The following is a 22,844-nucleotide window of genomic DNA, read 5'->3' as shown; positions in this document are numbered from 1 at the left end:
GAGATGCTGCAACCGAAGCGCACTAAATTCCGCAAGATGCACAAGGGCCGGATCAAGGGTCAAGCCAAAGGCGGCTCCGACCTCAACTTCGGCACCTTCGGCCTGAAAGCCATCGAGCCTGAGCGTGTCACCGCACGCCAGATCGAGGCAGCCCGTCGTGCCATGACGCGTCACATGAAACGTCAAGGCCGCGTCTGGATCCGTATCTTCCCGGACACCCCCGTGACCTCCAAGCCGGTTGAAGTCCGGATGGGTAAAGGTAAGGGCTCCGTGGATTACTGGGCCTGCAAAGTGAAGCCGGGCCGCGTGATGTTCGAGATCGACGGCGTTGCCGAAGATATCGCACGCGAAGCTCTGCGTCTTGCCGCGATGAAACTGCCGGTGAAAACCCGCACCATCGTTCGCGAAGACTGGTAAGAGGTTTGCGAACCGCGCCAGCGGTTCGCAAACAGCCGCGCTTGCGGCCCAGTTAAGAGTTTGAAGCCCCCGCCGGGAAACTGGTGGGGGCTTTTCGTTGCGGCTCTTGCTTTCTCCGTAAGGCCTCTTTAGACGGGCGCCCTTTCCCCCAAGCCCCGGGAGGCGATCATGCAAGGCGCAACATTGGCCGTGGATTTCGGCACCTCCAATTCCGCCGCCGCTCTGGCTCATGGCGGGCGCGTCTGGCGCTTGCCGATCGAGGCGGGGCGCGAAACGCTGCCCACGGCGGTGTTCTTCCCCACCGGCGGCGCGATGCGCGTGGGCGCGGCGGCTGGTGCGAGCCTGATCGCAGGCGATGACGGGCGCTACATGCGGGCGCTGAAAAGCGTGCTGGGGCTGCCTCTGCTGCATGAAACGCGCCTGCTCGGTGGCAAACGTCAGAGCCTTGCGGATGTGATCACTGCCTTCCTTGCCACCGTCAAATCCCGCGCCGAGGCCGAGACGGGGATGCGGTTTGACCGCGTGCTCTCGGGCCGCCCGGTGCATTTCCACAGCCGCGCGCCCGAGAAGGATCTGCAGGCCGAGGCCGATCTGCGCGCCTGCTATGAGGCCGCCGGTTTCACCGATGTGGCCTTCCTGCCCGAACCCGAAGCCGCCGCCCATGCGACGCAGGCGATGGGGGATGCGAACGCCCCGGCGCTGATCGTGGACATCGGCGGCGGTACCTCGGATTTCTCGGTGTTCCGGGGGCAGGGGGGCAGCGTGGAGATCCTTGCCAATCACGGCATCCGCCTTGGCGGCACCGACTTCGACCAGCTCCTTTCGCTCGCCTTCGCCATGCCTGCGCTGGGGCTCGGGGGCGAATTGCGCCGGGAGATGGGCGCGGGCCGCCTGCCGGTGCCGCGCGCGCCCTATGTGGATCTGGCCACATGGGCCAAGATCCCCTTTCTCTACACCGCCCAGACCCGCCGCATGGTCGACGAGATGGTGCGGCTTGCCGTGGAGCCTGAGAAACTCGCTCGATTTGCCACCGTGCTGGAGATGGAACTGGGCCACGATCTGGCTTTCGCGGTGGAGGCCGGGAAGATCGCGGCCAATGGCGCGGCGGGGCAGGGGCGTATCGACATGGCGATGATCGAGCCGGGCCTGTCTGCCCCGCTGCTGGCGGAGGCCATGAACGCGGAGCTTTCCGCTGCGCGCGCCGCACTTGGGGAGGCCGCGCGGGAAGCCCTTGCCATGGCCGGTATCGCCCCGGAGGCGCTTGGGCGGGTGATCCTTGTGGGCGGCTCCAGCCTGATGGATTTCGTGGGGCAGGAAATGCAGGCGGTGAGCCCCAATGCGCAGATCCTGCGCTCGGAAGCCTTCACGGCTGTGGTGGACGGGCTTGCGCTGGCCGCTTCGCGCTTGGCGTAAAGCGTTGCCCTGCACATCGGAGACGACATGCAGGGCGAATGGTCAGAAGCGATAAGATGCGCGGAACTGAAGGGTCGTTGCGTCCACGTCCACGCCGGTGTTGTTGAAATTGTCGAACTCATGATGAAGCAACTCCGCGCCGATGCTCAGGTCGCTGCGGATGCGGTATTCATAGCCGATCCCGCCCAGCCAGCCGTCAGAGCTGCCAAGCGTATCCGTGCCAGCGTCTGCATAGCCGACCGTTGCATAGATCAAGCTGTTGTCGAAATTGTAGCCACCGCGCACCTTCACGCGCCAGACGTCTTCCAGCGTTGCTGCGCCGCCGATGTCCACATCCGCCCAATCATAATCAAACCCGGCGCCAATCACCCAATCGCCGAAGTCGTAGTCGTAGCCGAAAAGGATGCCGCCGATCCAGTCGCTGCCGTCGAGGCCAATGTCTGTGTCGACGCTTGCATAGCCGAGTTGAGCACCTGCGTAGAAGCCGGTGAAGTCGTCCAGCGACTGGGCCGTGGCCGGTGCGGCGAGCAGTGTCGTGAAAGCAGCGAGGAGGGGAGTTTTGCGTAGCATGTTGCGATCCTTTGCGTTTTTGAGGGCCTGGGGATGCTGGCCCGCTTACGTAAAGGGCATACGGCCCACCGGCCTCACCGGATCAATGCACAGGCGTGGCTCAGCGGTTTCCCGCCGCGTTGTAGCTTTTGCCTGCCCTCGCAAGCGTATCGTTCGGGTTCTCGCCGTAGAGTGCCCGGTAGGTGGCGGCAAACCGGCCGCCGTTGCGGATGCCATGGGCCAGCATCACCTCTTTCACGGAGCGGCATGGGCCGTCGCGGCGCAAAAGCGCGTCCCGCACTGTGCCGAGCCGCTGGTGGATCAGGAACTGCCCCGGCGCGATGCCAAGCTCGGCGGCGAAACAGTCAAACAGGCGGGTCCGGCTGACGCCAACCTGCTGGCAGATCTGCGCCATCGTGGGCGTGGCCCCGCCCTCGCGCGCCATCGCGCCCACGGCCCGCAGGATGGCGCGGTTGGACAGATCATCGCTCCGGAGCACCGCCGCCGTCGGCCCATAGCGGGCGATGAGGGTAGCGACGCCGCTGTAGAGCTTGTCCTCCGCGTCTGTCGGCAGGCCACGGGGGTGCTCCGCCAACAGCGACTCGAGCCTGAGTCGAAATGCCGAGATGGCAAGTTCGGGTGCGTTCAGGCGCATGTCGGGCAGGAGCTTGGGGTCGGGATCCACCCCAAGAATCGCAGCGATGGCGGCAATCAGCCGATCGGTGCGCAGCCCGCAGTCGAGGTTGTCGCGCATGGCTCCGATCGCGTGACATCCCAGCCGGCTGGAGATCACGAAGCACCCATGCCCCAGCACTGTCTGGCCGTTCACGCGGTAGAACCCATCCCGGGGGCGCGGTATCAGGATAGCGGTCCAGCCGTCGCCCGGCACAAGGTATCCCGTGCTGCGCGGCCCGAAACGCATCTGCACGAGCTTCGCATGTGCGCTTTCAACCCTTTGGGACGAAAAGGTTTCCGGCCCGCATTCCAATTGCACCATGCCGTATTCGGCCACAGGCAGATCCCGGATGTAGGCGCGGCTGCCAGCGGCGGCCTGCCACCCGTTTCGGGATGAGGTGTTCTCAGGGTACTCGGTAACAGGGCGCGCCATTCAGGGCTCCGGACGAATTGTATATCATTCACACTTGCTTCTACTTATGCGTGCTTTCATCCTTGCCGCAACTGGCTTTTCGTCACGTCGGCTTGATGAATAAAGGCTTGCAAATCAAGGCGTTGCGGCGGAAAGTGCCGCAGGCACGTGTTCATTCAAGGGAACGCGTTTTCATGACCCCTAGCAAGATTCCGGCACTCGCCGCGGCGGCTTTCGCCTTTGGCGCGGCGCCCGCTTTGGCGGGTCAAATCCTCATCACCAACGTCAACGTGTTTGACGGCGTCAACGAAGCGCTGATCGAGAGCGCGAATGTTCTGATCGACGGCGAGTTCATCACGCAGGTCTCTGCCGAGGCGATCTCGGCCGATGGGGCCACGCAGATCGACGGTGGCGGGCGCACGCTGATCCCCGGCCTGATCGACGTACACTGGCACACGCTCTACTGCTGCAGTCCGCAAAGCGTTGTGATTTCCGGGGATATCCTCGAGGTGGCCGTGCGCGGCGCACAGGGCGCGGAAAAGACCCTGATGCGCGGTTTCACTACTGTGCGTGACGTTGGTGGAAATACGTTTTCAATCAAGCGCATGATAGATTCCGGCGAGATCAAGGGGCCGAGGATGCTGTCCGCTGGCCCGCCTATTACGCAAACCGGCGGCCATTTCGATTATCGTCCTTACAACGCTGTTCCAGCCAACCCAGGTGACGCACTTTGGTACTGGTATGGCGTTGGCCTCATGCTGCAGGCCGATGGTGTTCCAGAAGCAATCAAGCGCTCGCGGGAAGTGATGCGCATGGGCGCAAGCCTGGTCAAGATTTCTGCCGGGGGCGGGGTGTCGTCAACGTACGATCCACTGGACGTGCGGCAATACACCAAGGCCGAAATCGAGGCCTTCGTGGAAGTCGCTGACACCTACAACACCTATATTGCGGCGCATCTGTTCACGGACGAGGCCGTTGCAATCGCTGTGGAAGCGGGCGTTAAAACGATCGAACATGGCTTCCTCATGAGCCGTGAAGCCATGGAGTTGATGCGCGATAATGACGTCTGGCTCTCCCCACAGCCATTGCTGGACGACGAGGATGGGTTCACCTTCCAAGATCCGGTGAGCCAGCAGAAGTGAATCGACGTCACCAACGGCACCGACATCACCTACAAGACGGCCAAGGAAGTGGGCGTCAAAGTGGCGTTCGGCACCGACATCCTGTTTGACCCAGTTCTGACCGAACGTCAGGGGGCCTTCCTCGCGAAGCTGCAGCGCTGGTACACCCCGTATGAGGTGCTGAAGATCGCCACGTCCACCAACGCCGAACTGCTGGAGCTTTCTGGCCCGCGCCACCCCTATCCGGGCGGTGCCCTTGGGGTTATCGCGGAAGGCGCTTATGCCGATCTCATCCTTGTGGATGGCAATCCGTTGGAAAACATCGACCTCATCTCCGATCCGTACACCAACTTCGACCTGATCATGAAGGGTGGCGAGATCTTCAAGAACGAAATCGAGTAACCGGGTGTCGTGGGTCAGATCGTGGAAGGGGCCCATGCCGATCTTCTGCTGATCGACGGCAACCCGCTGGAGGATATCACCATCCTCGAAAATTCGGCCGAGGTGCTGGACCTGATCATGAAAGGCGGCCAAGTTTACAAGAACGCGCTTTGAGCCGCCCTATCCACGGAGAACGACTATGAATACCATTGGAACGCTTTTGGCCGCGGCGAGCTTAGCGCTTGCGCTACCGGCACTGGCACAGGACACACCTGCCGATCCCGGCGCGCTGATCACCGGGGCGCGTATTTTCGATGGCATTGGCCCCGATCTGATCGATGGTCAGGATGTGTTGATTCAGGACGGGATGATTGTGGCGATCGGAGCGGATCTGACCGTGCCTGAGGGCGCAACTGTTATCGATGCCGGTGGCCGGACCATGACGCCGGGCCTGATCTACATGCACGAACACCTGATGATGGCTGCAGCTTCAGCCCCGCAACTTCTTTTTGCGGATGAGCGGTATCGAACGATTTTGGCGGCTACAACCGCTCGCGGGTATCTTGAAGCCGGGATTACTTCCGTTCGCGACGCTGCTGGCAACACCTATGGTTTGAAGGCGGCGATTGACGAGGACCTGACACCCGGCCCGCGGATCTATCCCTCTGGGCCGATGATCTCGCAGACGTCGGGCCATGCCGATCACCGGTACCCGGGCGAAACCACGCTGGCGCAGGGCGGCCCGATGGACCGTCTGGTCCGCGAAGGCGACATGGCAATTGCGGATGGCGAGCCGGAAGTTCTCAAAATTGTCCGGGAACAGCTCCGCCGCGGCTCGTCCCAGATCAAGATCGCCGTTGGCGGTGGCACAGGCTCCGTTGCCGACCCGCTGGAAGTTCTCGAGTACCGGGACGACGAGATCCGGGCAGCCGTTGATGCCGCGAGCGATTTCGGCACGTATGTGTTGGCGCATGTCTACAACAGTGATGGGATCCGCCGGGCCGTCAAAAACGGGGTACGCAGTATCGAGCACGCAAACCTGACGGATACTGATACACTGCAATACATGATGGACAACGACGTCTGGCTGTCGCCGCAGGTGAAAGTCTACACCTTCATCCCGCAAGGTTATACGCCCGGGCAGGCAGAAAAGCACCGTTCGGCCTATGCTGGGCTTGACGCGATGTTCACGGCGGCCAACGCTATCGGCTTTGAAAACATTGTTTTTGGCTCCGATATCATCAGCAGCGCATCGGAGATCGACACGATCTCCGATGAGTTCGACTTCCGGTCGCAATGGTTCAGCCCGCTTCAGATCATGCGCCAGGCGACGTCCAATGGCGGCGAGTTGTTGGCGCTGTCCGGTCCTCTGAACCCCTACCCGCAGGGCAAGCCTGGCGTGATCGCGGAAGGGGCCTACGCAGACCTGCTTCTGGTGGATGGCAATCCGCTGGAAGATATTTCCGTCATGACCACGCCGGATGAGACCTATGACCTGATCATGAAGGACGGCAAAGTTTACAAGAACGCGCTTTGAACTTCGATAACAGCATGAAAGAAGGCCCCGGCGATCAACCGGGGCCTTTTTTCTCTGGCGCTTAGTCCGCCCAGGCGTAGTTGAAGCTCACCGAGATGCGGTCGTCTTCGGCCATGTTCATCGGCACCTCGTGGCGCAGCCAGCTTTCCCAGAGCAGCACGTCGCCCACATCAGGCTTCACGGTGATGAAGTTCTTCATCTCCTGCCGCGCGGTCTTCTTGCGCGGCGGGGCGGCCATCATCATCGCGTGGCGGGGATCCTCCAGCTTCAGCGCGCTGGTGCCTTCGGGCATGGCGACATAGGTCGTGCCGCTGATCACCGAATGGGGGTGGATGTGGGCGGAGTGGAAGCCACCTTCGGGCAGGATGTTGATCCAGAGGTCTTCCAGCCGCAGCGCGCGGCCGTCCAAGTCCAGTTCCAGATCCTCGGCAAAGGCGGCCACGTGCTGGTCGAGCAGCTTGCGGACCTCCTCGAAGATCGGGAAGCGCCAGCCCAGATCGGTGAGCGAGGCGTAGCTCGTGTAGCCCGGATAATCATTGGCCTCGCACCACTCCTGCCCGGCCTCGTCATCTTCGGCGATGGAGTAGCAGGAGGCTTCAAGCTCATCGGCATCCACCGTTTCACCAAAGGCTGTGAGGCGGTCGCGGTAGAGGCGGGTGACGAAGAGGGACTCGATCTGGGGCATGGGCGTGGCCTTTGACTGGCGGGTTTTGGGGGTTTGGCGCTCAGCTATCAGCTTTTTTGTAGAGAGAAACGTGCATTTTGCTTTCGGCGGTAAATTCCTGCCGGTGCCAGCCACCCCAGCGCGCTTGCAGCGTGAGCCCGGCGAGCCGCGCCATGAGGTCGATCTCGGCGGGGTAGGCGTAGCGCAGGGGCAGGGGGACGAGCCGCGTGCCGGTGTTGTTGATATGGGCGCGCTGGAAATGCAGCGTCTGCTGAACGGGATCATGCTGCACGGCCTCGATGCAGAGCGTCTCCATGCCCAGGCTCTTGGTGGCAAGGCGCTGGTGGTTGGAGAAGCCTGAGAACTCGGGCACGAAGGCCTCTACAAGGAACTGCCCACCGGGGGCGAGCTTGCGCGCCATATTGGCGAAGAGGCGGATCTGGCTCTCCTGATCGGGCAGGTTGAAGAGCGTGTTGAACACGAGGAAGGCGAAATCGAAGGGGCCGTCGATGGCCACATCGGCCATGTCACCCTGCACCACGAAGAGCGCCGCGCCGCCGGGCTTTGCACGCAGCTGCGCGATCATCTCAGGCGAACCTTCGATGCCGCTCACGTCATGGCCCCGCGCGGCCAGAGGCAAGGCCATGCGCCCGGTGCCGATGGCCAGCTCAAGGATGCGGCCCGCACCCGCCAGCTCCGAAATCAGCGCCACGCTCTCATCCGTGGTGCCCGGATCGTGGAGCTGGTCATAGGCGTCTGCGTTCAGAGTGCCGAAGGTGGTTTCGTCAAAGCGGATCAAGGCAAGGGCTTTCCTTCAAATACGTTTGGCAAAGGGTATGTCGGGCTCATGCTCTGCCCAAAGCCTTTTCGACGGGCGAGGAAGTGAGGCTTAGATACGAAAAAGGCCCCAGCTTTTGGGGCCTTTTTGCAAATGTGGTGCGCCTATTGTGCCGGCGTGTACCAGATCGGCGAGGAATAGGCACGCTCCTGAAGAATCAGCTGCGCCTCCTCCGGCAGGTCGATGCCAAAGCGAACCTTGTCATAGAGGACCCAGCGCGGCGTCGGGATTTCCAGAACCCGCACGTAATAAAAAGCCCGTTGCGCCGGATCGAATTCCGGATCCGTCCAGACCGTGGCCAATTCCGACGCGCCGATCGTGTTCCGCCAACTCGCGGTGTCGATATCCACCGTGTTGCCAACCTCGGGAAGTGTGCCGTTGGCGTCTGGTTCCCGCGCGTCGGACCAGGCCACATCGAAGATCTTCTCATGAGTTTTGCCGTCCGCGTCGAGCCAGCCTTTGACGATCTGCATGCGGTCTAGGTTTGCCCCGATCGGATCGCGCAGCGCAAACAGGAGGAAGGAGGGCGCGGCATCCGTTTCGCGCGTTGGCATGTCGCCGCCCATGGGAACGCCGCGCTCGTAGCCCGCAACGGCAGGGGTCCGGGAGAGCAGATCCGCTTCGTTGAAGTCCCAGCCGCCAAAGAAGCGCAACCCGATCCGCGGGCCTGTTGTGGCGTAGGTTTCGCGGCGCTTGAAAGCGTCAAAGATCGCCGCGCGGGTGTTCTCGGTTGCATAGACGGCGGTGTAGCCGGAGGCCACCAGCTTGTGGCCGGGCACTTCACCGAGATTGGATTTCACGAAAGGATGCGCGATGCGTGTCGGGGAAGGCTCGACGCTGACGGACTTGCCAAAGTAGTTGTCCTCTTCGGCGGTGGCGAGGGCGGTATGGCTGTCGGTCGCGCCGCCCATGCCGAACTTGTAGGGGTTCACGCCAAACTTCTCTTCCAGAACCAGACCGTTCTTCAGGGCTTCCCGCGCGTATTCACCGGCAAGCATCTCCGGCGTTTTCAGTTCTGTCAGATCAAGGTTGCCGGCGTCCCAGTTCTCATAGTCGGCAAAAGAATCCTCGGGACTGAGCGCCGGGTGTGCTTCGCCGTCCCCCTTGATCTGGGTGACCTCATAGTGCGGCTCCCAGCGGGCACGATTGGCCACGTAGTCTGCATCCACCTCGCCGCCGTGATAGGTGCCTTCCATTGGGAACATCCAGCCGTTCGAGAGGTTGCCGTTATGCGCAAAAGCAACGGCGCGGCCCCCGGTTTTCTCCTGATAGGCTTCGAGCCACTCATAAAGCGTTTTCGGATCAGTGCTGCCGGAGGGCGGTTGTGTGACGGGCGGCACCACCTGCAGCGCGCGGATCGCGCCATCGCGCAGCATGACGTTTCGGTGCAGGTTGAACCCTTTCGGTACGGAGGTCCATTCGAAGCCGATGAAGGCTGTGAAGCTGCCGGGATCATTATGCGCCTCGGCGGCCATCACGATCTCTTCCCAGACGTTGGAGAACGCGTCGGCGCCGGGACTATAGGATTCCAGAAGGAGCTCGGGCAGGGTGCCCTGAGAGAAATTGGTGATAAGGTCAAAAGCCGTCTCGCCGGCCTTTTCGCCGCCGGCCTTGTAGCCCTCATACCATTCGCGCCCCTTCGGATCGGCCAGAACACCGGGTTTGCCGGCTTGAAGATCAGGTGCGAAGCCCATCAGGTCGGTGTGATCGGTGAGCACCATCCAATCCAGAGGGCGGCTGAGCTTGACGGGCTGACCCGTGGAGGAAATGACCTGTTCGCCCTTGGCAAAACGCCAGGCATCGTCAGGTCGCAGGATATTGCCGAATGCGCCAGCATCCAGTGACAGGCCGGTGTGCAGATGAGTTTCCCCCCAGAGCGGCCGATCGGGAAACACCCGGTTGGCATAGGGGGAAAAGGGCCGCGTTGGCAGGTTCTCGGCTGCCGCGTCCCCGGTGGGAACATCGCTGGCCTGCGCTGCGCCACAGCACAGGGCCGCGATGGCCCAGGCGCTCAGTATATGTTTCAATGTATCCTCCCTTGCCCCGCTGGCGGGTCTTATCTGGCAGTTTAATTTCGGCGTATCGAATGCCGCCTACCTTGGCACAGGTCGGGCTGTTGACCAAATCGCGCCGAAACAAGTGGAATTCTTCGGCAATGCGCTTGCCAAGCGGGGGGATTGGGCGTAAAGGGGCCGCTCATCCATGAACTCCACCGGAATCAGGGTGACCCTTACGGGGGCCCTTCGGTGATGTTGATAAAAGGAAAATTGGCGATGAACGCCCAGGAACTCCGCGATAAAACGCCGGACCAGCTTCGTGATGAGCTGACCGCGCTGAAAAAGGAAGCCTTCAACCTGCGCTTCCAACAGGCCACAAGCCAACTCGAAAACACCGCACGCATCAAGCAGGTCCGCCGTGACGTGGCCCGCGTGAAAACCGTGCTCAACCAGAAAGCCGCTGACGCGGCCGCAGAATAAGGGAGCCTGAGAGACATGCCCAAACGTATCCTTAAAGGCACCGTGACCTCCGACAAGAACGAGCAAACCGTAACGGTTTCCGTTGAGCGTCGCTTCACGCACCCGGTTCTGAAGAAGACCATCCGTAAGTCCAAGAAATACCGGGCTCACGATGCGAAGAACGAATTCAAGGTCGGTGACATTGTCCGTATTCAGGAATGTGCGCCGATCTCGAAGACGAAACGTTGGGAGGTTCTGCCTGCATAAGGCAGAGCCTTTCGGCTTAATCGAAACCCTGGGGATAAGCCCCGCATAGGCCCCCAAAGGTCGGGAGAAACCACATGATCCAGATGCAAACAAACCTGGATGTTGCTGACAACTCCGGCGCTCGCCGTGTTCAGTGCATCAAGGTTCTGGGTGGTTCCAAGCGTAAATACGCCTCGGTTGGCGACATCATCGTCGTCTCCGTGAAGGAAGCCATCCCGCGTGGTCGCGTTAAGAAAGGTGACGTCCGCAAGGCCGTCGTCGTGCGCACCGCCAAGGAAGTCCGTCGTGAAGACGGCACCGCCATTCGTTTTGACCGCAACGCTGCTGTCATTCTGAACAACAACAACGAGCCGATCGGCACCCGTATCTTCGGGCCGGTCGTTCGTGAGCTGCGCGCGAAGAACTTCATGAAGATCATCTCGCTCGCGCCGGAGGTGCTGTAACCATGGCTGCCAAACTGAAAAAAGGCGACAAGGTCGTCGTGCTGGCTGGCAAGGACAAGGGCAAGGAAGGTGAAATCACCTCCGTGAACCCCTCTGCCGGCAAAGCCATCGTGGACGGCGTGAACATCGCCATCCGCCACACCAAGCAATCCCAGAACTCCCAGGGCGGCCGCATCCCGCAAGCGATGCCGATCGACCTGAGCAACCTGGCGCTGCTCGATTCCAACGGCAAGGCAACCCGCGTTGGCTTCCGCTTCGAAGACGGCAAGAAAGTGCGCTTCGCCAAAACCACCGGGGAGACGGTCTGATGCTCGACGCTGCTACCTACACCCCGCGTCTGAAGACGCTCTACAAAGACCAGATCCGCGCCACGCTCAAGGAAGAGTTCGGCTACAAGAACGAGATGATGATCCCCAAGTTGGAGAAGATCGTTCTGAACATGGGGATCGGTGACGCCGTCAAGGACACCAAGAAGGTCAAGAACGCTCAGGAAGCTCTGACCCTGATCGCCGGCCAGCAGGCCGTCATCACGAAAGCGCGCAAGTCCATCGCGACCTTCCGCGTTCGTGAAGAAATGCCGCTGGGCACGAAAGTGACCCTGCGTGGCGACCGGATGTACGAATTCCTCGATCGTCTGATCACCATCGCGCTGCCGCGCGTCCGCGACTTCCGCGGCGTATCCGGCAAGTCCTTCGACGGCCGTGGCAACTACGCCATGGGCCTGAAAGAGCACATCGTCTTCCCGGAAATCGACTTCGACAAGGTCGTCGACATGCTGGGTATGGACATCGTTATCTGCACCACCGCGAACACCGATGCGGAAGCAAAGGCGCTGTTGAAAGCTTTCAACATGCCTTTCAACAGCTGAGCGGGGAGAGAGAGACATGGCTAAAAAAGCAATGATCGAGCGCGAGAAGAAGCGCCAGAAGCTGGTGGACCAATTCGCCGCCAAGCGTGAAGCGCTGAAAGAAATCGCGAAAGACGAGAGCCTGCCGATGGAAGAGCGCTTCAAAGCGCGCCTGAAGCTGGCGAAACTGCCGCGCAACTCTTCGGCAACCCGTCTGCACAACCGCTGCCAGCTGACCGGCCGGCCGCATGCTTACTATCGCAAACTCAAAGTTTCGCGGATCGCGCTGCGTGATCTTGGCTCCAACGGCCAGATCCCCGGCATGGTGAAATCGAGCTGGTAAGGGAGAGAACGATATGAACGATCCTATCGGCGATATGCTCACCCGTATCCGCAACGCTCAAATGCGCGGCAAGACCGGTGTTTCGACCCCGGCCTCCAAACTGCGCGGCTGGGTTCTGGATGTGCTGGCCGACGAAGGCTACATCCGCGGCTACGAAAAGGGCACCGATGTCAATGGTCACCCGACCCTTGAAATCGAACTCAAGTACTTCGACGGCACCCCCGTCATCCGCGAACTGAAACGCGTTTCCACCCCGGGCCGCCGTGTGTACATGGGCTCCCAGGAGATTCCGCAGGTTCGTCAGGGTCTGGGTGTTTCCATTGTCTCCACGTCCAAGGGCGTGATGTCGGACGCAAATGCACGCGCAGCCAACGTTGGCGGCGAAGTGCTTTGCACCGTCTTCTAAGGAGGGAAGCATGTCTCGTATTGGTAAGAAACCGGTCGAACTGCCCTCCGGCGTGACGGCCTCCGTGTCCGGTCAGACGATCGAAGTGAAGGGCCCGAAAGGCACCCGCAACTTCACCGCGACCGACGACGTGACCCTGACCGTTGAAGACAACGTTGTGAAGATCGAGCCGCGCGGCAAGTCCAAGCGCGCCCGCCAGCAGTGGGGCATGTCCCGCACGATGGTGGCGAACCTCGTCAACGGTGTCACCAACGGCGTGACGCGTGAGCTGGAGATCCAGGGTGTGGGTTACCGCGCCCAGATGCAGGGCAACACCCTGAAGCTCGCCCTTGGTCTGTCTCACGATGTGAACTTCGAGGTTCCGGCTGGCGTCACCGTGACAGCTCCGAAACCGACGCAGATCATCATCGAAGGCATCGACGAGCAACTCGTCGGCCAGGTTGCCGCTAACATTCGCGAATGGCGCAAGCCCGAGCCCTACAAAGGCAAAGGCATCCGCTACAAAGGCGAATACATCTTCCGCAAGGAAGGCAAGAAGAAGTAAGGACGCGAAAAATGGCAAACAGCAAACGGACCCTGTTCCTGAAGCGCCGTCTGCGCGTTCGGAACAAGCTGAAAGCCCGGAACGTCGGTGGTATCCGTCTCTCCGTGCACCGCAGCAACAAGAACATCAGCGTGCAGCTGATCGACGATGTGCAAGGCATCACCCTGGCTTCCGCCTCCAGCCTCGAGAAGGATCTCGGCGTTGTGGGCAAGAACAACATCGAAGCCGCAGCCAAAGTGGGCGCAGCTATTGCTGAGCGCGCCAAGGCCAAAGGTGTTGAAGAGTGCTACTTCGATCGTGGCGGCTTCCTGTTCCACGGCAAGGTGAAGGCTCTGGCCGAAGCCGCCCGTGAAGGTGGTCTGAAGTTCTAAGACTTGTGGGCGGCCCTCGGGCCGCCCCGATGATCCGGGCAGCGGGGCCTTGCGCCCTGCCGCACCAAGGATCGAGTTCATTGGTGCCAAGCGCGCCACTCAATCAAAGGAATGCCTGATGGCAGAACGTGAAAACCGCCGGGGCCCCCGTCGCGAACGCGAGGAAACCCCGGAATTCGCAGATCGCCTTGTCGCGATCAACCGTGTGTCCAAGACCGTAAAGGGTGGTAAGCGCTTTGGCTTCGCAGCCCTCGTCGTCGTGGGCGATCAGAAAGGCCGCGTCGGCTTCGGCAAAGGCAAAGCGAAAGAGGTCCCCGAGGCCATCCGCAAAGCCACCGAGCAAGCCAAGCGCCAGATGATCCGTGTGCCGCTGCGCGAAGGCCGCACCCTGCACCACGATATCGAAGGCCGCCACGGTGCTGGCCGCGTCGTGATGCGCACCGCTCCGACCGGTACCGGTATCATCGCCGGTGGTCCGATGCGCGCTGTGTTCGAGATGCTGGGCGTGCAGGACGTTGTCGCCAAGTCCATCGGTTCGCAGAACCCCTACAACATGATCCGCGCCACGCTGGACGGCCTCAAGAAAGAAGCCTCCCCGCGTATGGTCGCGCAGCGCCGCGGCAAGAAAGTTGCCGACATCCTGAGCAAGGATGAAGCGCCGGCTGAAGCCGAAGCGTAAGGAGAGCGAAACATGGCTAAAACCATCGTCGTCAAGCAGATCGGCTCCCCGATCCGCCGCCCCGCCATCCAGCGCGAAACGCTGAAAGGCCTGGGCCTGAACAAGATGCACCGCACCCGCGAGCTGGAAGACACCCCGGCCGTGCGCGGCATGGTCGAAAAGATCCCCCACCTCGTGGAGATCATCGAAGAGCGCGGCTAAGTCCCGTCTTCGCGATCAGAGAACAGGAAGCGCCGTCGGGAAACCGGCGGCGCTTTTTTGCTTGCCGCGCAGAGCGCTGTCGTGGCTTTGCATGGATCGCCTTAAGGTGGTGGTGGCCCACAGGATTCGGGCCGGATTTTTTGCCAAAGAGGACACCTCCTTATGCCGTATAAACTCATCCCCGCCGCCGCCATGGCCACTGCATGCACCTTTGCGGGCCTGCCCGCACTGGCTGATACCTACACCAAATTCGGAGAGGTCGAAGGCTGGAAGGTCTTTGCCGATGCCGAGAAGAAATCCTGCCTGATGGAGCGCGTGGACGCGGCTGAGAATGTGATCCAGATGGGGCTGACCGAGGATCGTGGTGTGGGCTACGTGGGCGTCTTCACCAAGGCCGAGACCAACATCAAGAAGGGCGACGAGGAAGCCGTGGCGATCCTGATCGGCGGCAACATCTACCTCGGCGAGGCCACCGGCATGCGCGGCAACATCACCGAAGGCTATTCCGGCGGCTATGTGCTGAGCGATGATCCCCAGTTCGCCACCGACATCGCCCAGCAATATGAGATGATCGTCTTCCCGGAAACGGAATTCGCCTTTGTGGTCGATCTGACCGGCACCAAGAAAGCGATGGAGATGACGAAGGAATGCAACGCCGCCCAAATGGGCTGAGGCTGCGCCGATCCGGCACCGAGCGCCCCGATCCGGATGGACCGGGGCGTATTTTGTTGGTGGCCTAGAAGGGCGCTTAGTCGCGGGGCGGCGGGCCGCGCCGCTGGCTGGCGTCACAGGTTTCTGCGCCCTTTTCAAGAACGCAGCCGTACTGCGCGGTGAGGCATCCCAGGATGGCGTTCCCGCCTGCGGGGCCAGCGTGGTAGTGATAGCCGAGGCCGTCGCTGCTGTGTCCAAAGCAGGCATCCAGCGCGGCGGCGGTGGCCTGATCCTCCGTCAGGGCGGGGAAGATCGCGTGGCCGTCCATTGCCAGTCCCACGGGGGCGGCGTGGTCCTCTGCAGTGTCTGCACCCGTTTCAATGCAATCCGTGGCGGCGTGGTAGTGGTAGCCTACGAAAAGGTTGATATGGCCACCGCAATCGTCAAACGGGGCGATCGTGTAGGCCCCAAGGATGGCGTCCACCGGGGCAGGGGCATCGAGGCGGATGCCGTTGAACGCGACCCCGGACCCGGCCTGCTGCGTGGGGGAGGGTGCCTGTGCCGTGACCGGCTCAAAGGGGATCACGTAAGTGACAGTCAAATCCGGATCGAGGTATTCGGGCAGGCACTCGACACAGGTGTTGGCGTATTCCGCGCCCACGTCGGGGCGCGCGGCTGCGGCGCATTTCTCTTTGGTGTCGGTGACGGCGATCTTGCCCGTCTCCGGATCCACCATCTGCCACGCGGGATCGTCAAACAGCGTGGCGAGCTGCCCCATGAAACTCCCGTCGGCATCATAGACACGGCCCTCATGGAGCCAGATGCCGCTGACGTCCGGGCCGTCGCTGGCGGAGGTCGGGCACCAAGGGCCCGGCACATAGCCTGTAGGTTCGGGGCGCACGGTGAGCGAGAGGCAATGCGTCTGCGCGCCGCCCGAGAGCGTGCAATCCACGATCTCGGGTTCGCCGACAAGGTTGGCGGCGGAAAAAGCCGCGCTTATTCCGGCCAACATGATCACTTCGTCTTGGTCATGGGCCATGGCAGGCAGGGCAAGGCCGATGGTGGCGAGGGCGGCTAAGGCTGGTCTGAAATGCATGTCTGTCCCTACTTTGTTCAAATCGCGGGCGGTCCTTTGACCCTCGCCCTGTTGTTTCTACGCGCGGGGGGAGATTTCCGTCGGTGCAATCCCTTCGCACTTGCAGCATTTGCATGGCGGGGTTGCCGTTTCTGGCAATTGTTACCGGTAACGGGGCGTCCTATCTTTGGGTCACAAGGGAAGAGACTGAAACAGTGACCGGCCGAAAATCAGTTCGGCCCCGACGAAAGGACACAAAGACAATGGCTTACATCAACACCGCCGCCCACAACGAATTTGCCCCCCTGCGCCGCGTCAACGAGTTGCTGGAAGGCTTCAAAGCCAACCGCGCGCTGCGCCGCAAATACGTCGAACTCTATAACGAGCTGGACGCCCTGAGCGATCGCGATCTGAACGACATCGGCATCAGCCGCTACAACATCTCCGACATCGCGCGCCAGCACGTCTACGGCGCATAAGCGCTCGCTGACGGAAAGCCCCTCAAAAACGCCTCCGGCTCCTCCCGCCGGGGGCGTTTTACTTTGCAAGGGGGCAGGGCAGGGCTAGCCCCTTGCACAGAAGGGGCAGGGCGCGTATACGCCCCCGGTGGCGCTTCGGGTGCCACAGAATCAACAAGCAAGAAACGCCGAGGTTGGCCCGCTTACGCTTCAGGGGTCACATCCGGCAAGGAGAAGCGACATGAAACTGAACGAACTCCGGGACAACCCGGGCGCAGCCCCGAAACGCATGCGTGTTGGCCGTGGCCCCGGCTCCGGCAAGGGCAAAACCGCTGGCCGCGGTATCAAGGGTCAGAAATCCCGCTCCGGCGTGGCCATCAAAGGCTACGAAGGCGGCCAGATGCCCCTCTACCAGCGTCTGCCCAAGCGTGGCTTCAACAAGCCCAACGCCAAGAAATTCGCCGTCATCAACCTGGGCCTGATCCAGAAATTTGTCGAAGCTGGCAAGCTCGACGCTTCCGCGCCGATCACCGAGGACGTGCTGGTGGCCTCCGGCCTCGTGCGCCGCAAACTGGACGGTGTGCGCGTTCTGGCCAAAGGTGAAATCACCTCCAAGCTGGACCTGACCGTGACCGGTGCCTCCAAGGCCGCCGTCGACGCCGTGGCGAAAGCCGGTGGCTCCCTGACGGTCACAACCCCGGCAGCCGCTGAATAAGCGCTTGTGAGCGGCCTCGCCGCCGCTTACATAACCTAAAGTTTTCCAAGCGCCGCCGGATCCGGGAAACGGACCCGGCGGCGTTTACGTATCGAAAAGAGGGCCGAATGGCATCTGCAGCAGAGCAAATGGCGGCGAACATGAGCTGGGGGGCTTTCGGGAAGGCCACCGAGCTTCGCCAGCGAATTTTCTTCACCCTTGGGCTTCTGATCGTTTACCGCCTCGGGACGTATATCCCGGTGCCGGGAATCGACGGAAACGCGCTTCGTGAGTTCATGGATCAGGCCAGCGCCGGGCTCGGCGGCATCCTGAACATGTTCACCGGCGGCGCCATCGGCCGTATGGGCATCTTTGCTCTGGGCATCATGCCCTATATCTCCGCCTCCATTATCGTGCAGTTGCTGACGGCCATGGTGCCTTCGCTTGAGCAGCTGAAGAAGGAAGGCGAGCAGGGCCGCAAGAAGATCAACCAATACACCCGCTACGGCACGGTGTTTCTGGCAACATTCCAGGCTTACGGGCTTGCCGTGTCGCTGGAAGCCGGCGATCTGGTGGCCGATCCGGGCTGGTACTTCCGCGCCGCCACCGTGATCACCCTCGTGGGCGGCACCATGTTCCTGATGTGGCTGGGTGAGCAGATCACCGCACGCGGCATCGGCAACGGCATCTCGCTCATCATCTTCGTCGGCATCATCGCCGAGGTTCCGGCCGCTCTGGCGCAGTTCCTCTCGCAGGGCCGCTCCGGCGCGATTTCGCCGGTGGTGATCGTGGGCATCATGCTGATGATGATCGCGCTGATTGCCTTCGTCGTGTTCATGGAACGCGCCCTGCGCAAGATCCACATCCAATACCCGCGCCGTCAGGTCGGTATGAAAGTCTATGATGGAGGCTCCAGCCACCTGCCGGTGAAAGTGAACCCGGCCGGCGTGATCCCGGCGATCTTCGCCTCCTCGCTGCTGCTGCTGCCGACCACGCTGGCGACCTTCTCTGGCGGCTCCACCGGCCCGGTGATGTCCACCATTCTCGCCTATTTCGGCCCCGGACAGCCGCTCTACCTGCTGTTCTTCACGTCCATGATCGTGTTCTTCACCTACTTCTACACGTTCAACGTCGCCTTCAAGACCGACGACGTGGCCGACAACCTGAAGAACCAGAACGGCTTCATCCCCGGCATCCGCCCGGGCAAGAAAACCGCCGAGTATCTGGATTACGTGGTCACCCGCGTGCTGGTGCTGGGCTCCGCCTATCTTGCGGCAGTTTGTCTTATGCCCGAGATTCTGCGTTCACAATTGTCGATCCCTTTCTATTTTGGCGGCACCTCCGTGCTGATCGTCGTCTCCGTTACGATGGACACGATCCAGCAGGTCCAGTCCCATCTGCTGGCGCACCAGTATGAAGGGCTGATCGAAAAATCGCAGCTGCGCGGCAAGAAGCGTGGCGGCAAGAAAGGGACAGCAAGACGATGAACATCATTCTGCTTGGCCCGCCCGGTGCCGGTAAGGGCACACAGGCGGGACGGCTCGTGGAAGACCGCGGCATGATCCAGCTCTCGACGGGCGACATGCTGCGGGCCGCCCGCACGTCCGGCACCGAGATGGGCAACAAGGTTGCCGCGATCATGGACGCCGGCGAGCTGGTGACGGACGAGATCGTGATCGGGCTGATCGAAGAGAAGCTCGAAGGCGAGCAGGGTGGGGGCTTCATCTTCGACGGCTTCCCGCGCACCCTGGCGCAGGCCGACGCCCTCGGCGCGCTTCTGGAGCGCCACGGGCAGGGGCTCGATGCGGTGATCGAGCTGCGCGTCAACGACGAGATCCTGATCGATCGCATCGTGAACCGTGCCGAGCAGGCCCGCGCAGCCGGTCAGCCCGTCCGGGCCGACGATAACGCCGAAAGCCTCAAGATCCGCCTGATGGAATACTACAAGAAGACCTCCCCGCTCATCGGCTATTACCACGCCAAAGGGGATCTGAAATCCGTCGACGGGCTGGGCGAGATTGACGCCGTTGGCGCGGCCATTGCCGACATCCTCGGATAAGGGAAGGCCGGGCCTTGACGTTCAGGGCAAAACCCCATAGATCAGCCCATCTCAAGTGAGAATCGGATTGATTTCATGGGGAATCGCCCCTAGTCAACCCACATCGAATTCAGCAGTGGCCCGTGGGCAATCCGCCTTCGGGCTTCCGTTGTGAAAAAAGGTTCTGGTGCTACGGAACCGCAACGTAAAAGGAACATGACACTTGGCACGTATTGCTGGCGTTAACCTCCCGACCGGGAAACGCGTCCCGATCGCCCTGACATACATCACGGGCATCGGCAACACCTCCGCGAAAGAGATCTGTGAATCCGTCGGGATCGAATCGACCCGTCGCGTGAACGAACTCTCCGACGCTGAAATCCTGGCCATCCGCGAGCACATCGACGCCACCTACACGGTGGAAGGCGATCTGCGTCGTGAAACCCAGATGAACATCAAGCGCCTGATGGACCTCGGTTGCTACCGCGGCCTGCGTCACCGCCGCAACCTGCCGGTTCGCGGTCAGCGTACCCACACCAACGCCCGTACCCGCAAAGGCCCCGCAAAGGCCATCGCTGGTAAGAAGAAGTAAGGGGAGGCTTGATCCATGGCACGTGATAAATCCCGTATGAAGCGGAAAGAGCGCAAGAACATCGCCACCGGCGTTGCACACGTGAACTCTTCCTTCAACAACACCAAGATCCTGATCTCCGACGTTCAGGGCAACGCTATCTCCTGGTCCTCTGCCGGCACCATGGGCTTCAAGGGCTCCCGCAAGTCCACGCCCTACGCCGCTCAGATGGCTGCCGAGGACGCTGGCCGCAAAGCCCAGGAACACGGCGTGAAGACGCTGGAAGTGGAAGTGCAAGGCCCCGGCTCCGGCCGTGAAAGCGCCCTGCGCGCCCTGGCGGCTGTCGGCTTCAACATCACCTCGATCCGTGATGTGACCCCGATCGCCCACAACGGCTGCCGCCCGCCGAAGCGCCGCCGCGTCTAAGGCTCAGGTACATCTAATTCGGGCTGCGCCTCGCGCGGCCCGATTTTTCGTCATTACACCCTCGGGCGTTTCCGTGCTGGGCATGGGCCGGGAACAAGAATGGAGGCGACACATGATCCACAAGAACTGGCAAGAACTGATCAAGCCGACGCAGCTGGACGTCAAGCCGGGCAATGATCCCGCACGTCAGGCAACCGTCGTGGCTGAACCGCTGGAGCGCGGGTTCGGCCTGACGCTCGGCAACGCGCTGCGCCGCGTGCTGATGAGCAGCCTGCAAGGCGCCGCCATCACCAGCGTCCAGATCGACAACGTTCTGCACGAGTTCTCCTCCGTCGCTGGCGTCCGCGAGGACGTGACGGACATCATCCTGAACCTCAAGGGCGTGGCCCTGCGCATGGAAGTGGAAGGCCCCAAGCGGCTTTCGATCTCCGCCAAAGGCCCCTCGATCGTCACCGCCGGTGACATCGCCGAATCCGCCGGCATCGAAGTCCTGAACAAGGATCACGTGATCTGCCACCTCGACGATGGCGCCGATCTGTTCATGGAACTGACCGTGAACACCGGCAAAGGTTACGTGTCGGCAGACAAGAACAAGCCGGAAGACGCCCCGATCGGCCTGATCCCGATCGATGCGATCTACTCCCCGGTGAAAAAGGTCGCCTACGAAGTGCAGCCCACCCGCGAGGGCCAGGTGCTGGACTACGACAAGCTGACCCTGAAGCTGGAAACCGATGGCTCCATCGCACCGGATGACGCCGTGGCCTTCGCCGCCCGCATCCTGCAGGACCAGCTGTCGATCTTCGTGAACTTCGACGAGCCGGAAGCCGCCTCCCGTCAGGACGACGACGACGGCCTCGAGTTTAACCCGCTTCTGCTGAAGAAAGTGGACGAGCTGGAGCTCTCCGTGCGGTCTGCGAACTGCCTGAAGAACGACAACATCGTCTACATCGGCGATTTGATCCAGAAGACCGAAGCCGAGATGCTCCGCACCCCGAACTTCGGCCGCAAGTCGCTGAACGAGATCAAGGAAGTGCTCTCGGGCATGGGCCTGCACCTCGGCATGGACGTCGAGGACTGGCCGCCGGAGAACATCGAAGATCTGGCCAAGAAATTCGAAGACCAGTTCTAAGGTTGACGAATGCGGGGGCCGGCAGTAAACGGCCCCCTCGATTGCCCGCAGATGGCGGGGAAGATCAGGGCACACAGCCCCAAGGAGAGCGAACCCCACGCATAGGGATCGCCGGACAAAGCAAAACCGCCCGTAGAGGGCAAGACCGGAGAAAAGAAAGATGCGTCACGCACGTGGCTACCGCCGCCTGAACCGTACTCATGAGCACCGCAAGGCCCTGTTCGCCAACATGGCTGGCTCCCTCATCGAGCACGAGCAAATCAAAACCACCCTGCCCAAAGCAAAAGAACTGCGCCCGATCATCGAAAAGATGATCACGCTGGCCAAACGCGGCGATCTTCACGCCCGCCGTCAGGCCGCTTCCAAGCTGAAGCAGGACGCCTATGTCGCCAAACTGTTCGACGTTCTGGGCCCGCGCTACGCCGAGCGCCAGGGCGGCTATGTCCGCATCCTGAAAGCCGGCTTCCGCTACGGTGACCAGGCTCCGATGGCGATCATCGAATTCGTGGACCGCGACGTCGACGCCAAAGGCGCCGCCGACAAAGCCCGCGTGGCTGCCGAAGAGGCGGTTGAAGAGTAAGAAGCTGGCGTTTCCATGCCATTGCTTCCAAAGCCCCGCCCCACCCGGCGGGGCTTTTTTGTTTTGTACGATGCCAGAAAAGGGGGCTCTGCCCCCGCCGCCTTCGGCGCCTCCCCCGAGATATTTTCAGAACAAAGTGGGGCCCCCTTCATCTTGGTTAAAATATCCCGGAGCGCGAGGCAGAGCCTCGCAAGACTCTGTGTTGCGCGCTAGGCTGAGCCCATGAGCGATGTGAAAACAGCCGGGTATTCCGGCAAGCCACTGTTCCAGAAACTCGGGTTCAAGCCCGGCTTTCGCGTAGGCCTTCGCGCCGCGCCAGCGCACTACCCGGACTTGCTCGCGGGCGCGGAAGGCGTGGACTTCGTGGACGAGGGCGGCGCGTTGGATGCGGTGCATCTTTTTCTTCACGGGCCGGAGGGCATCGCTTCGGCGGCTGCAGCTGCGCTAGCGGATTTGCGCGAGGGCGGGATGCTCTGGATCTCCTGGCCGAAGAAGCCCTCCAAGCTGTTCTGTGGCGTGACCGAGGATGATCTGCGCACGGCGGTTCTGCCGCTGGGCTGGGTGGATGTGAAGGTCTGCGCGGTGGATGCGGATTGGTCGGGGTTGAAGTTCCTCAAGCGCAAAGCCGCCGGGCGGCGTTGAAACTTCCGCACGCCAA

31 protein-coding genes and 1 pseudogene are annotated in these 22,844 nt (G+C 61.7%); 26 read left to right on the top strand and 6 right to left on the bottom strand.

Annotated elements, in window-relative coordinates:
* Positions 1-3 precede the first annotated feature (3 nt).
* A complete protein-coding gene (rplP, locus tag KVX96_RS15430; RefSeq protein ID WP_261195597.1) occupies positions 4-417 on the top strand; it encodes a 50S ribosomal protein L16 in 414 nt (137 codons plus the stop codon).
* A gap of 168 nt (positions 418-585) precedes the next feature.
* The gene (locus KVX96_RS15425; protein WP_261195596.1) at positions 586-1,830 is read left to right on the top strand and encodes an Hsp70 family protein; all 1,245 of its coding nucleotides are present in this window, start codon (positions 586-588) and stop codon (positions 1,828-1,830) included.
* A 42-nt stretch (positions 1,831-1,872) separates the two neighbouring features.
* Here KVX96_RS15425 and KVX96_RS15420 read toward each other — a convergent pair whose 3' ends face one another.
* Positions 1,873-2,400: a porin family protein gene (locus KVX96_RS15420; protein ID WP_261195595.1), complete on the bottom strand. Its 528-nt coding sequence runs from the start codon at positions 2,398-2,400 to the stop codon at positions 1,873-1,875.
* A 100-nt stretch (positions 2,401-2,500) separates the two neighbouring features.
* Positions 2,501-3,487 (bottom strand): AraC family transcriptional regulator, encoded by a 987-nt coding sequence (locus tag KVX96_RS15415; RefSeq protein ID WP_261195594.1) that lies wholly within the window; start codon positions 3,485-3,487, stop codon positions 2,501-2,503.
* A 95-nt stretch (positions 3,488-3,582) separates the two neighbouring features.
* On the opposite strand from KVX96_RS15415, the pseudogene KVX96_RS15410 reads away from it, so the two are divergent.
* The 3 genes and pseudogenes from KVX96_RS15410 (at position 3,583) to KVX96_RS15400 (ending at position 6,505) form a co-directional block, all read left to right on the top strand.
* Positions 3,583-4,989, top strand: a pseudogene (locus tag KVX96_RS15410) (amidohydrolase family protein).
* Positions 4,990-4,998: 9 nt separating this feature from the next.
* On the top strand, positions 4,999-5,142 hold the full coding sequence (locus KVX96_RS15405) for a hypothetical protein (protein WP_261195593.1): 144 nt from the start codon (positions 4,999-5,001) through the stop codon (positions 5,140-5,142).
* 25 nt (positions 5,143-5,167) lie between these two features.
* Positions 5,168-6,505: a metal-dependent hydrolase family protein gene (locus tag KVX96_RS15400; RefSeq protein WP_261195592.1), complete on the top strand. Its 1,338-nt coding sequence runs from the start codon at positions 5,168-5,170 to the stop codon at positions 6,503-6,505.
* Positions 6,506-6,566: 61 nt separating this feature from the next.
* Here KVX96_RS15400 and KVX96_RS15395 read toward each other — a convergent pair whose 3' ends face one another.
* From KVX96_RS15395 to KVX96_RS15385, 3 genes are all read right to left on the bottom strand, one after another.
* Positions 6,567-7,190 (bottom strand): TIGR02466 family protein, encoded by a 624-nt coding sequence (locus KVX96_RS15395; RefSeq protein WP_261195591.1) that lies wholly within the window; start codon positions 7,188-7,190, stop codon positions 6,567-6,569.
* 40 nt (positions 7,191-7,230) lie between these two features.
* The gene (locus KVX96_RS15390; protein ID WP_261195590.1) at positions 7,231-7,968 is read right to left on the bottom strand and encodes a class I SAM-dependent methyltransferase; all 738 of its coding nucleotides are present in this window, start codon (positions 7,966-7,968) and stop codon (positions 7,231-7,233) included.
* A 143-nt stretch (positions 7,969-8,111) separates the two neighbouring features.
* The gene (locus KVX96_RS15385) at positions 8,112-10,034 is read right to left on the bottom strand and encodes a DUF3604 domain-containing protein (RefSeq protein WP_261195589.1); all 1,923 of its coding nucleotides are present in this window, start codon (positions 10,032-10,034) and stop codon (positions 8,112-8,114) included.
* A gap of 246 nt (positions 10,035-10,280) precedes the next feature.
* Here KVX96_RS15385 and rpmC point away from each other — a divergent pair, with 246 nt between their 5' ends.
* From rpmC to KVX96_RS15325, 12 genes are all read left to right on the top strand, one after another.
* The gene (gene rpmC / locus KVX96_RS15380) at positions 10,281-10,484 is read left to right on the top strand and encodes a 50S ribosomal protein L29 (protein ID WP_261195588.1); all 204 of its coding nucleotides are present in this window, start codon (positions 10,281-10,283) and stop codon (positions 10,482-10,484) included.
* A 15-nt stretch (positions 10,485-10,499) separates the two neighbouring features.
* Positions 10,500-10,730 carry a 30S ribosomal protein S17 gene (rpsQ, locus tag KVX96_RS15375; RefSeq protein ID WP_261195587.1) on the top strand — a complete coding sequence of 77 codons (231 nt, stop codon included), beginning with the start codon at positions 10,500-10,502 and terminating at the stop codon, positions 10,728-10,730.
* 74 nt (positions 10,731-10,804) lie between these two features.
* Positions 10,805-11,173 carry a 50S ribosomal protein L14 gene (rplN, locus tag KVX96_RS15370; protein WP_011567679.1) on the top strand — a complete coding sequence of 123 codons (369 nt, stop codon included), beginning with the start codon at positions 10,805-10,807 and terminating at the stop codon, positions 11,171-11,173.
* Between the two features lie 2 nt (positions 11,174-11,175).
* Positions 11,176-11,481, top strand: a complete 306-nt coding sequence (rplX, locus tag KVX96_RS15365; RefSeq protein WP_261195586.1) for a 50S ribosomal protein L24 — start codon at positions 11,176-11,178, stop codon at positions 11,479-11,481.
* Positions 11,481-12,041: a 50S ribosomal protein L5 gene (gene rplE, locus KVX96_RS15360; protein WP_261195585.1), complete on the top strand. Its 561-nt coding sequence runs from the start codon at positions 11,481-11,483 to the stop codon at positions 12,039-12,041. Before rplX ends, rplE begins: the two co-directional genes overlap by 1 nt.
* 16 nt (positions 12,042-12,057) lie before the next feature.
* A complete protein-coding gene (gene rpsN / locus KVX96_RS15355) occupies positions 12,058-12,363 on the top strand; it encodes a 30S ribosomal protein S14 (RefSeq protein WP_261195584.1) in 306 nt (101 codons plus the stop codon).
* Between the two features lie 13 nt (positions 12,364-12,376).
* Positions 12,377-12,769 (top strand): 30S ribosomal protein S8, encoded by a 393-nt coding sequence (gene rpsH, locus KVX96_RS15350; RefSeq protein ID WP_261195583.1) that lies wholly within the window; start codon positions 12,377-12,379, stop codon positions 12,767-12,769.
* A 10-nt stretch (positions 12,770-12,779) separates the two neighbouring features.
* Positions 12,780-13,313 carry a 50S ribosomal protein L6 gene (gene rplF, locus KVX96_RS15345; RefSeq protein ID WP_261195582.1) on the top strand — a complete coding sequence of 178 codons (534 nt, stop codon included), beginning with the start codon at positions 12,780-12,782 and terminating at the stop codon, positions 13,311-13,313.
* Positions 13,314-13,324: 11 nt separating this feature from the next.
* Positions 13,325-13,684, top strand: a complete 360-nt coding sequence (gene rplR, locus KVX96_RS15340) for a 50S ribosomal protein L18 (protein WP_261195581.1) — start codon at positions 13,325-13,327, stop codon at positions 13,682-13,684.
* Positions 13,685-13,802: 118 nt separating this feature from the next.
* Positions 13,803-14,363, top strand: a complete 561-nt coding sequence (gene rpsE, locus KVX96_RS15335; RefSeq protein ID WP_261195580.1) for a 30S ribosomal protein S5 — start codon at positions 13,803-13,805, stop codon at positions 14,361-14,363.
* A 12-nt stretch (positions 14,364-14,375) separates the two neighbouring features.
* Complete coding sequence (rpmD, locus tag KVX96_RS15330; protein ID WP_261195579.1) at positions 14,376-14,564, top strand: 50S ribosomal protein L30; 189 nt, start codon at positions 14,376-14,378, stop codon at positions 14,562-14,564.
* A 162-nt stretch (positions 14,565-14,726) separates the two neighbouring features.
* Positions 14,727-15,236, top strand: a complete 510-nt coding sequence (locus tag KVX96_RS15325) for a hypothetical protein (RefSeq protein ID WP_261195578.1) — start codon at positions 14,727-14,729, stop codon at positions 15,234-15,236.
* A 76-nt stretch (positions 15,237-15,312) separates the two neighbouring features.
* Here KVX96_RS15325 and KVX96_RS15320 read toward each other — a convergent pair whose 3' ends face one another.
* Positions 15,313-16,311, bottom strand: coding sequence for a YHYH protein (locus KVX96_RS15320; protein WP_261195577.1), 999 nt, complete (start codon positions 16,309-16,311; stop codon positions 15,313-15,315).
* Between the two features lie 242 nt (positions 16,312-16,553).
* On the opposite strand from KVX96_RS15320, the gene KVX96_RS15315 reads away from it, so the two are divergent.
* From KVX96_RS15315 to KVX96_RS15275, 9 genes are all read left to right on the top strand, one after another.
* Positions 16,554-16,769, top strand: coding sequence for a DUF1127 domain-containing protein (locus tag KVX96_RS15315; RefSeq protein WP_261195576.1), 216 nt, complete (start codon positions 16,554-16,556; stop codon positions 16,767-16,769).
* A 220-nt stretch (positions 16,770-16,989) separates the two neighbouring features.
* Positions 16,990-17,463 carry a 50S ribosomal protein L15 gene (gene rplO, locus KVX96_RS15310; RefSeq protein ID WP_261195575.1) on the top strand — a complete coding sequence of 158 codons (474 nt, stop codon included), beginning with the start codon at positions 16,990-16,992 and terminating at the stop codon, positions 17,461-17,463.
* A 107-nt stretch (positions 17,464-17,570) separates the two neighbouring features.
* Positions 17,571-18,929 (top strand): preprotein translocase subunit SecY, encoded by a 1,359-nt coding sequence (gene secY / locus KVX96_RS15305; RefSeq protein WP_261195574.1) that lies wholly within the window; start codon positions 17,571-17,573, stop codon positions 18,927-18,929.
* Complete coding sequence (locus KVX96_RS15300) at positions 18,926-19,501, top strand: adenylate kinase (protein WP_261195573.1); 576 nt, start codon at positions 18,926-18,928, stop codon at positions 19,499-19,501. The genes secY and KVX96_RS15300 overlap by 4 nt, the downstream gene beginning before the upstream one ends.
* A gap of 202 nt (positions 19,502-19,703) precedes the next feature.
* Positions 19,704-20,072, top strand: a complete 369-nt coding sequence (rpsM, locus tag KVX96_RS15295; RefSeq protein ID WP_261195572.1) for a 30S ribosomal protein S13 — start codon at positions 19,704-19,706, stop codon at positions 20,070-20,072.
* A gap of 15 nt (positions 20,073-20,087) precedes the next feature.
* Complete coding sequence (rpsK, locus tag KVX96_RS15290) at positions 20,088-20,477, top strand: 30S ribosomal protein S11 (RefSeq protein ID WP_261195571.1); 390 nt, start codon at positions 20,088-20,090, stop codon at positions 20,475-20,477.
* A 112-nt stretch (positions 20,478-20,589) separates the two neighbouring features.
* Positions 20,590-21,606 (top strand): DNA-directed RNA polymerase subunit alpha, encoded by a 1,017-nt coding sequence (locus KVX96_RS15285; protein ID WP_261195570.1) that lies wholly within the window; start codon positions 20,590-20,592, stop codon positions 21,604-21,606.
* A 160-nt stretch (positions 21,607-21,766) separates the two neighbouring features.
* A complete protein-coding gene (rplQ, locus tag KVX96_RS15280) occupies positions 21,767-22,186 on the top strand; it encodes a 50S ribosomal protein L17 (RefSeq protein WP_261195569.1) in 420 nt (139 codons plus the stop codon).
* A 222-nt stretch (positions 22,187-22,408) separates the two neighbouring features.
* On the top strand, positions 22,409-22,828 hold the full coding sequence (locus KVX96_RS15275; protein WP_261195568.1) for a hypothetical protein: 420 nt from the start codon (positions 22,409-22,411) through the stop codon (positions 22,826-22,828).
* Positions 22,829-22,844: the final 16 nt, after the last annotated feature.

Origin of the sequence: Pseudoruegeria sp. SHC-113, assembly GCF_025376885.1 — a bacterium.
GTDB lineage: Bacteria > Pseudomonadota > Alphaproteobacteria > Rhodobacterales > Rhodobacteraceae > Pseudoruegeria.
This window is presented reverse-complemented; position numbering and strand designations above follow the sequence as displayed.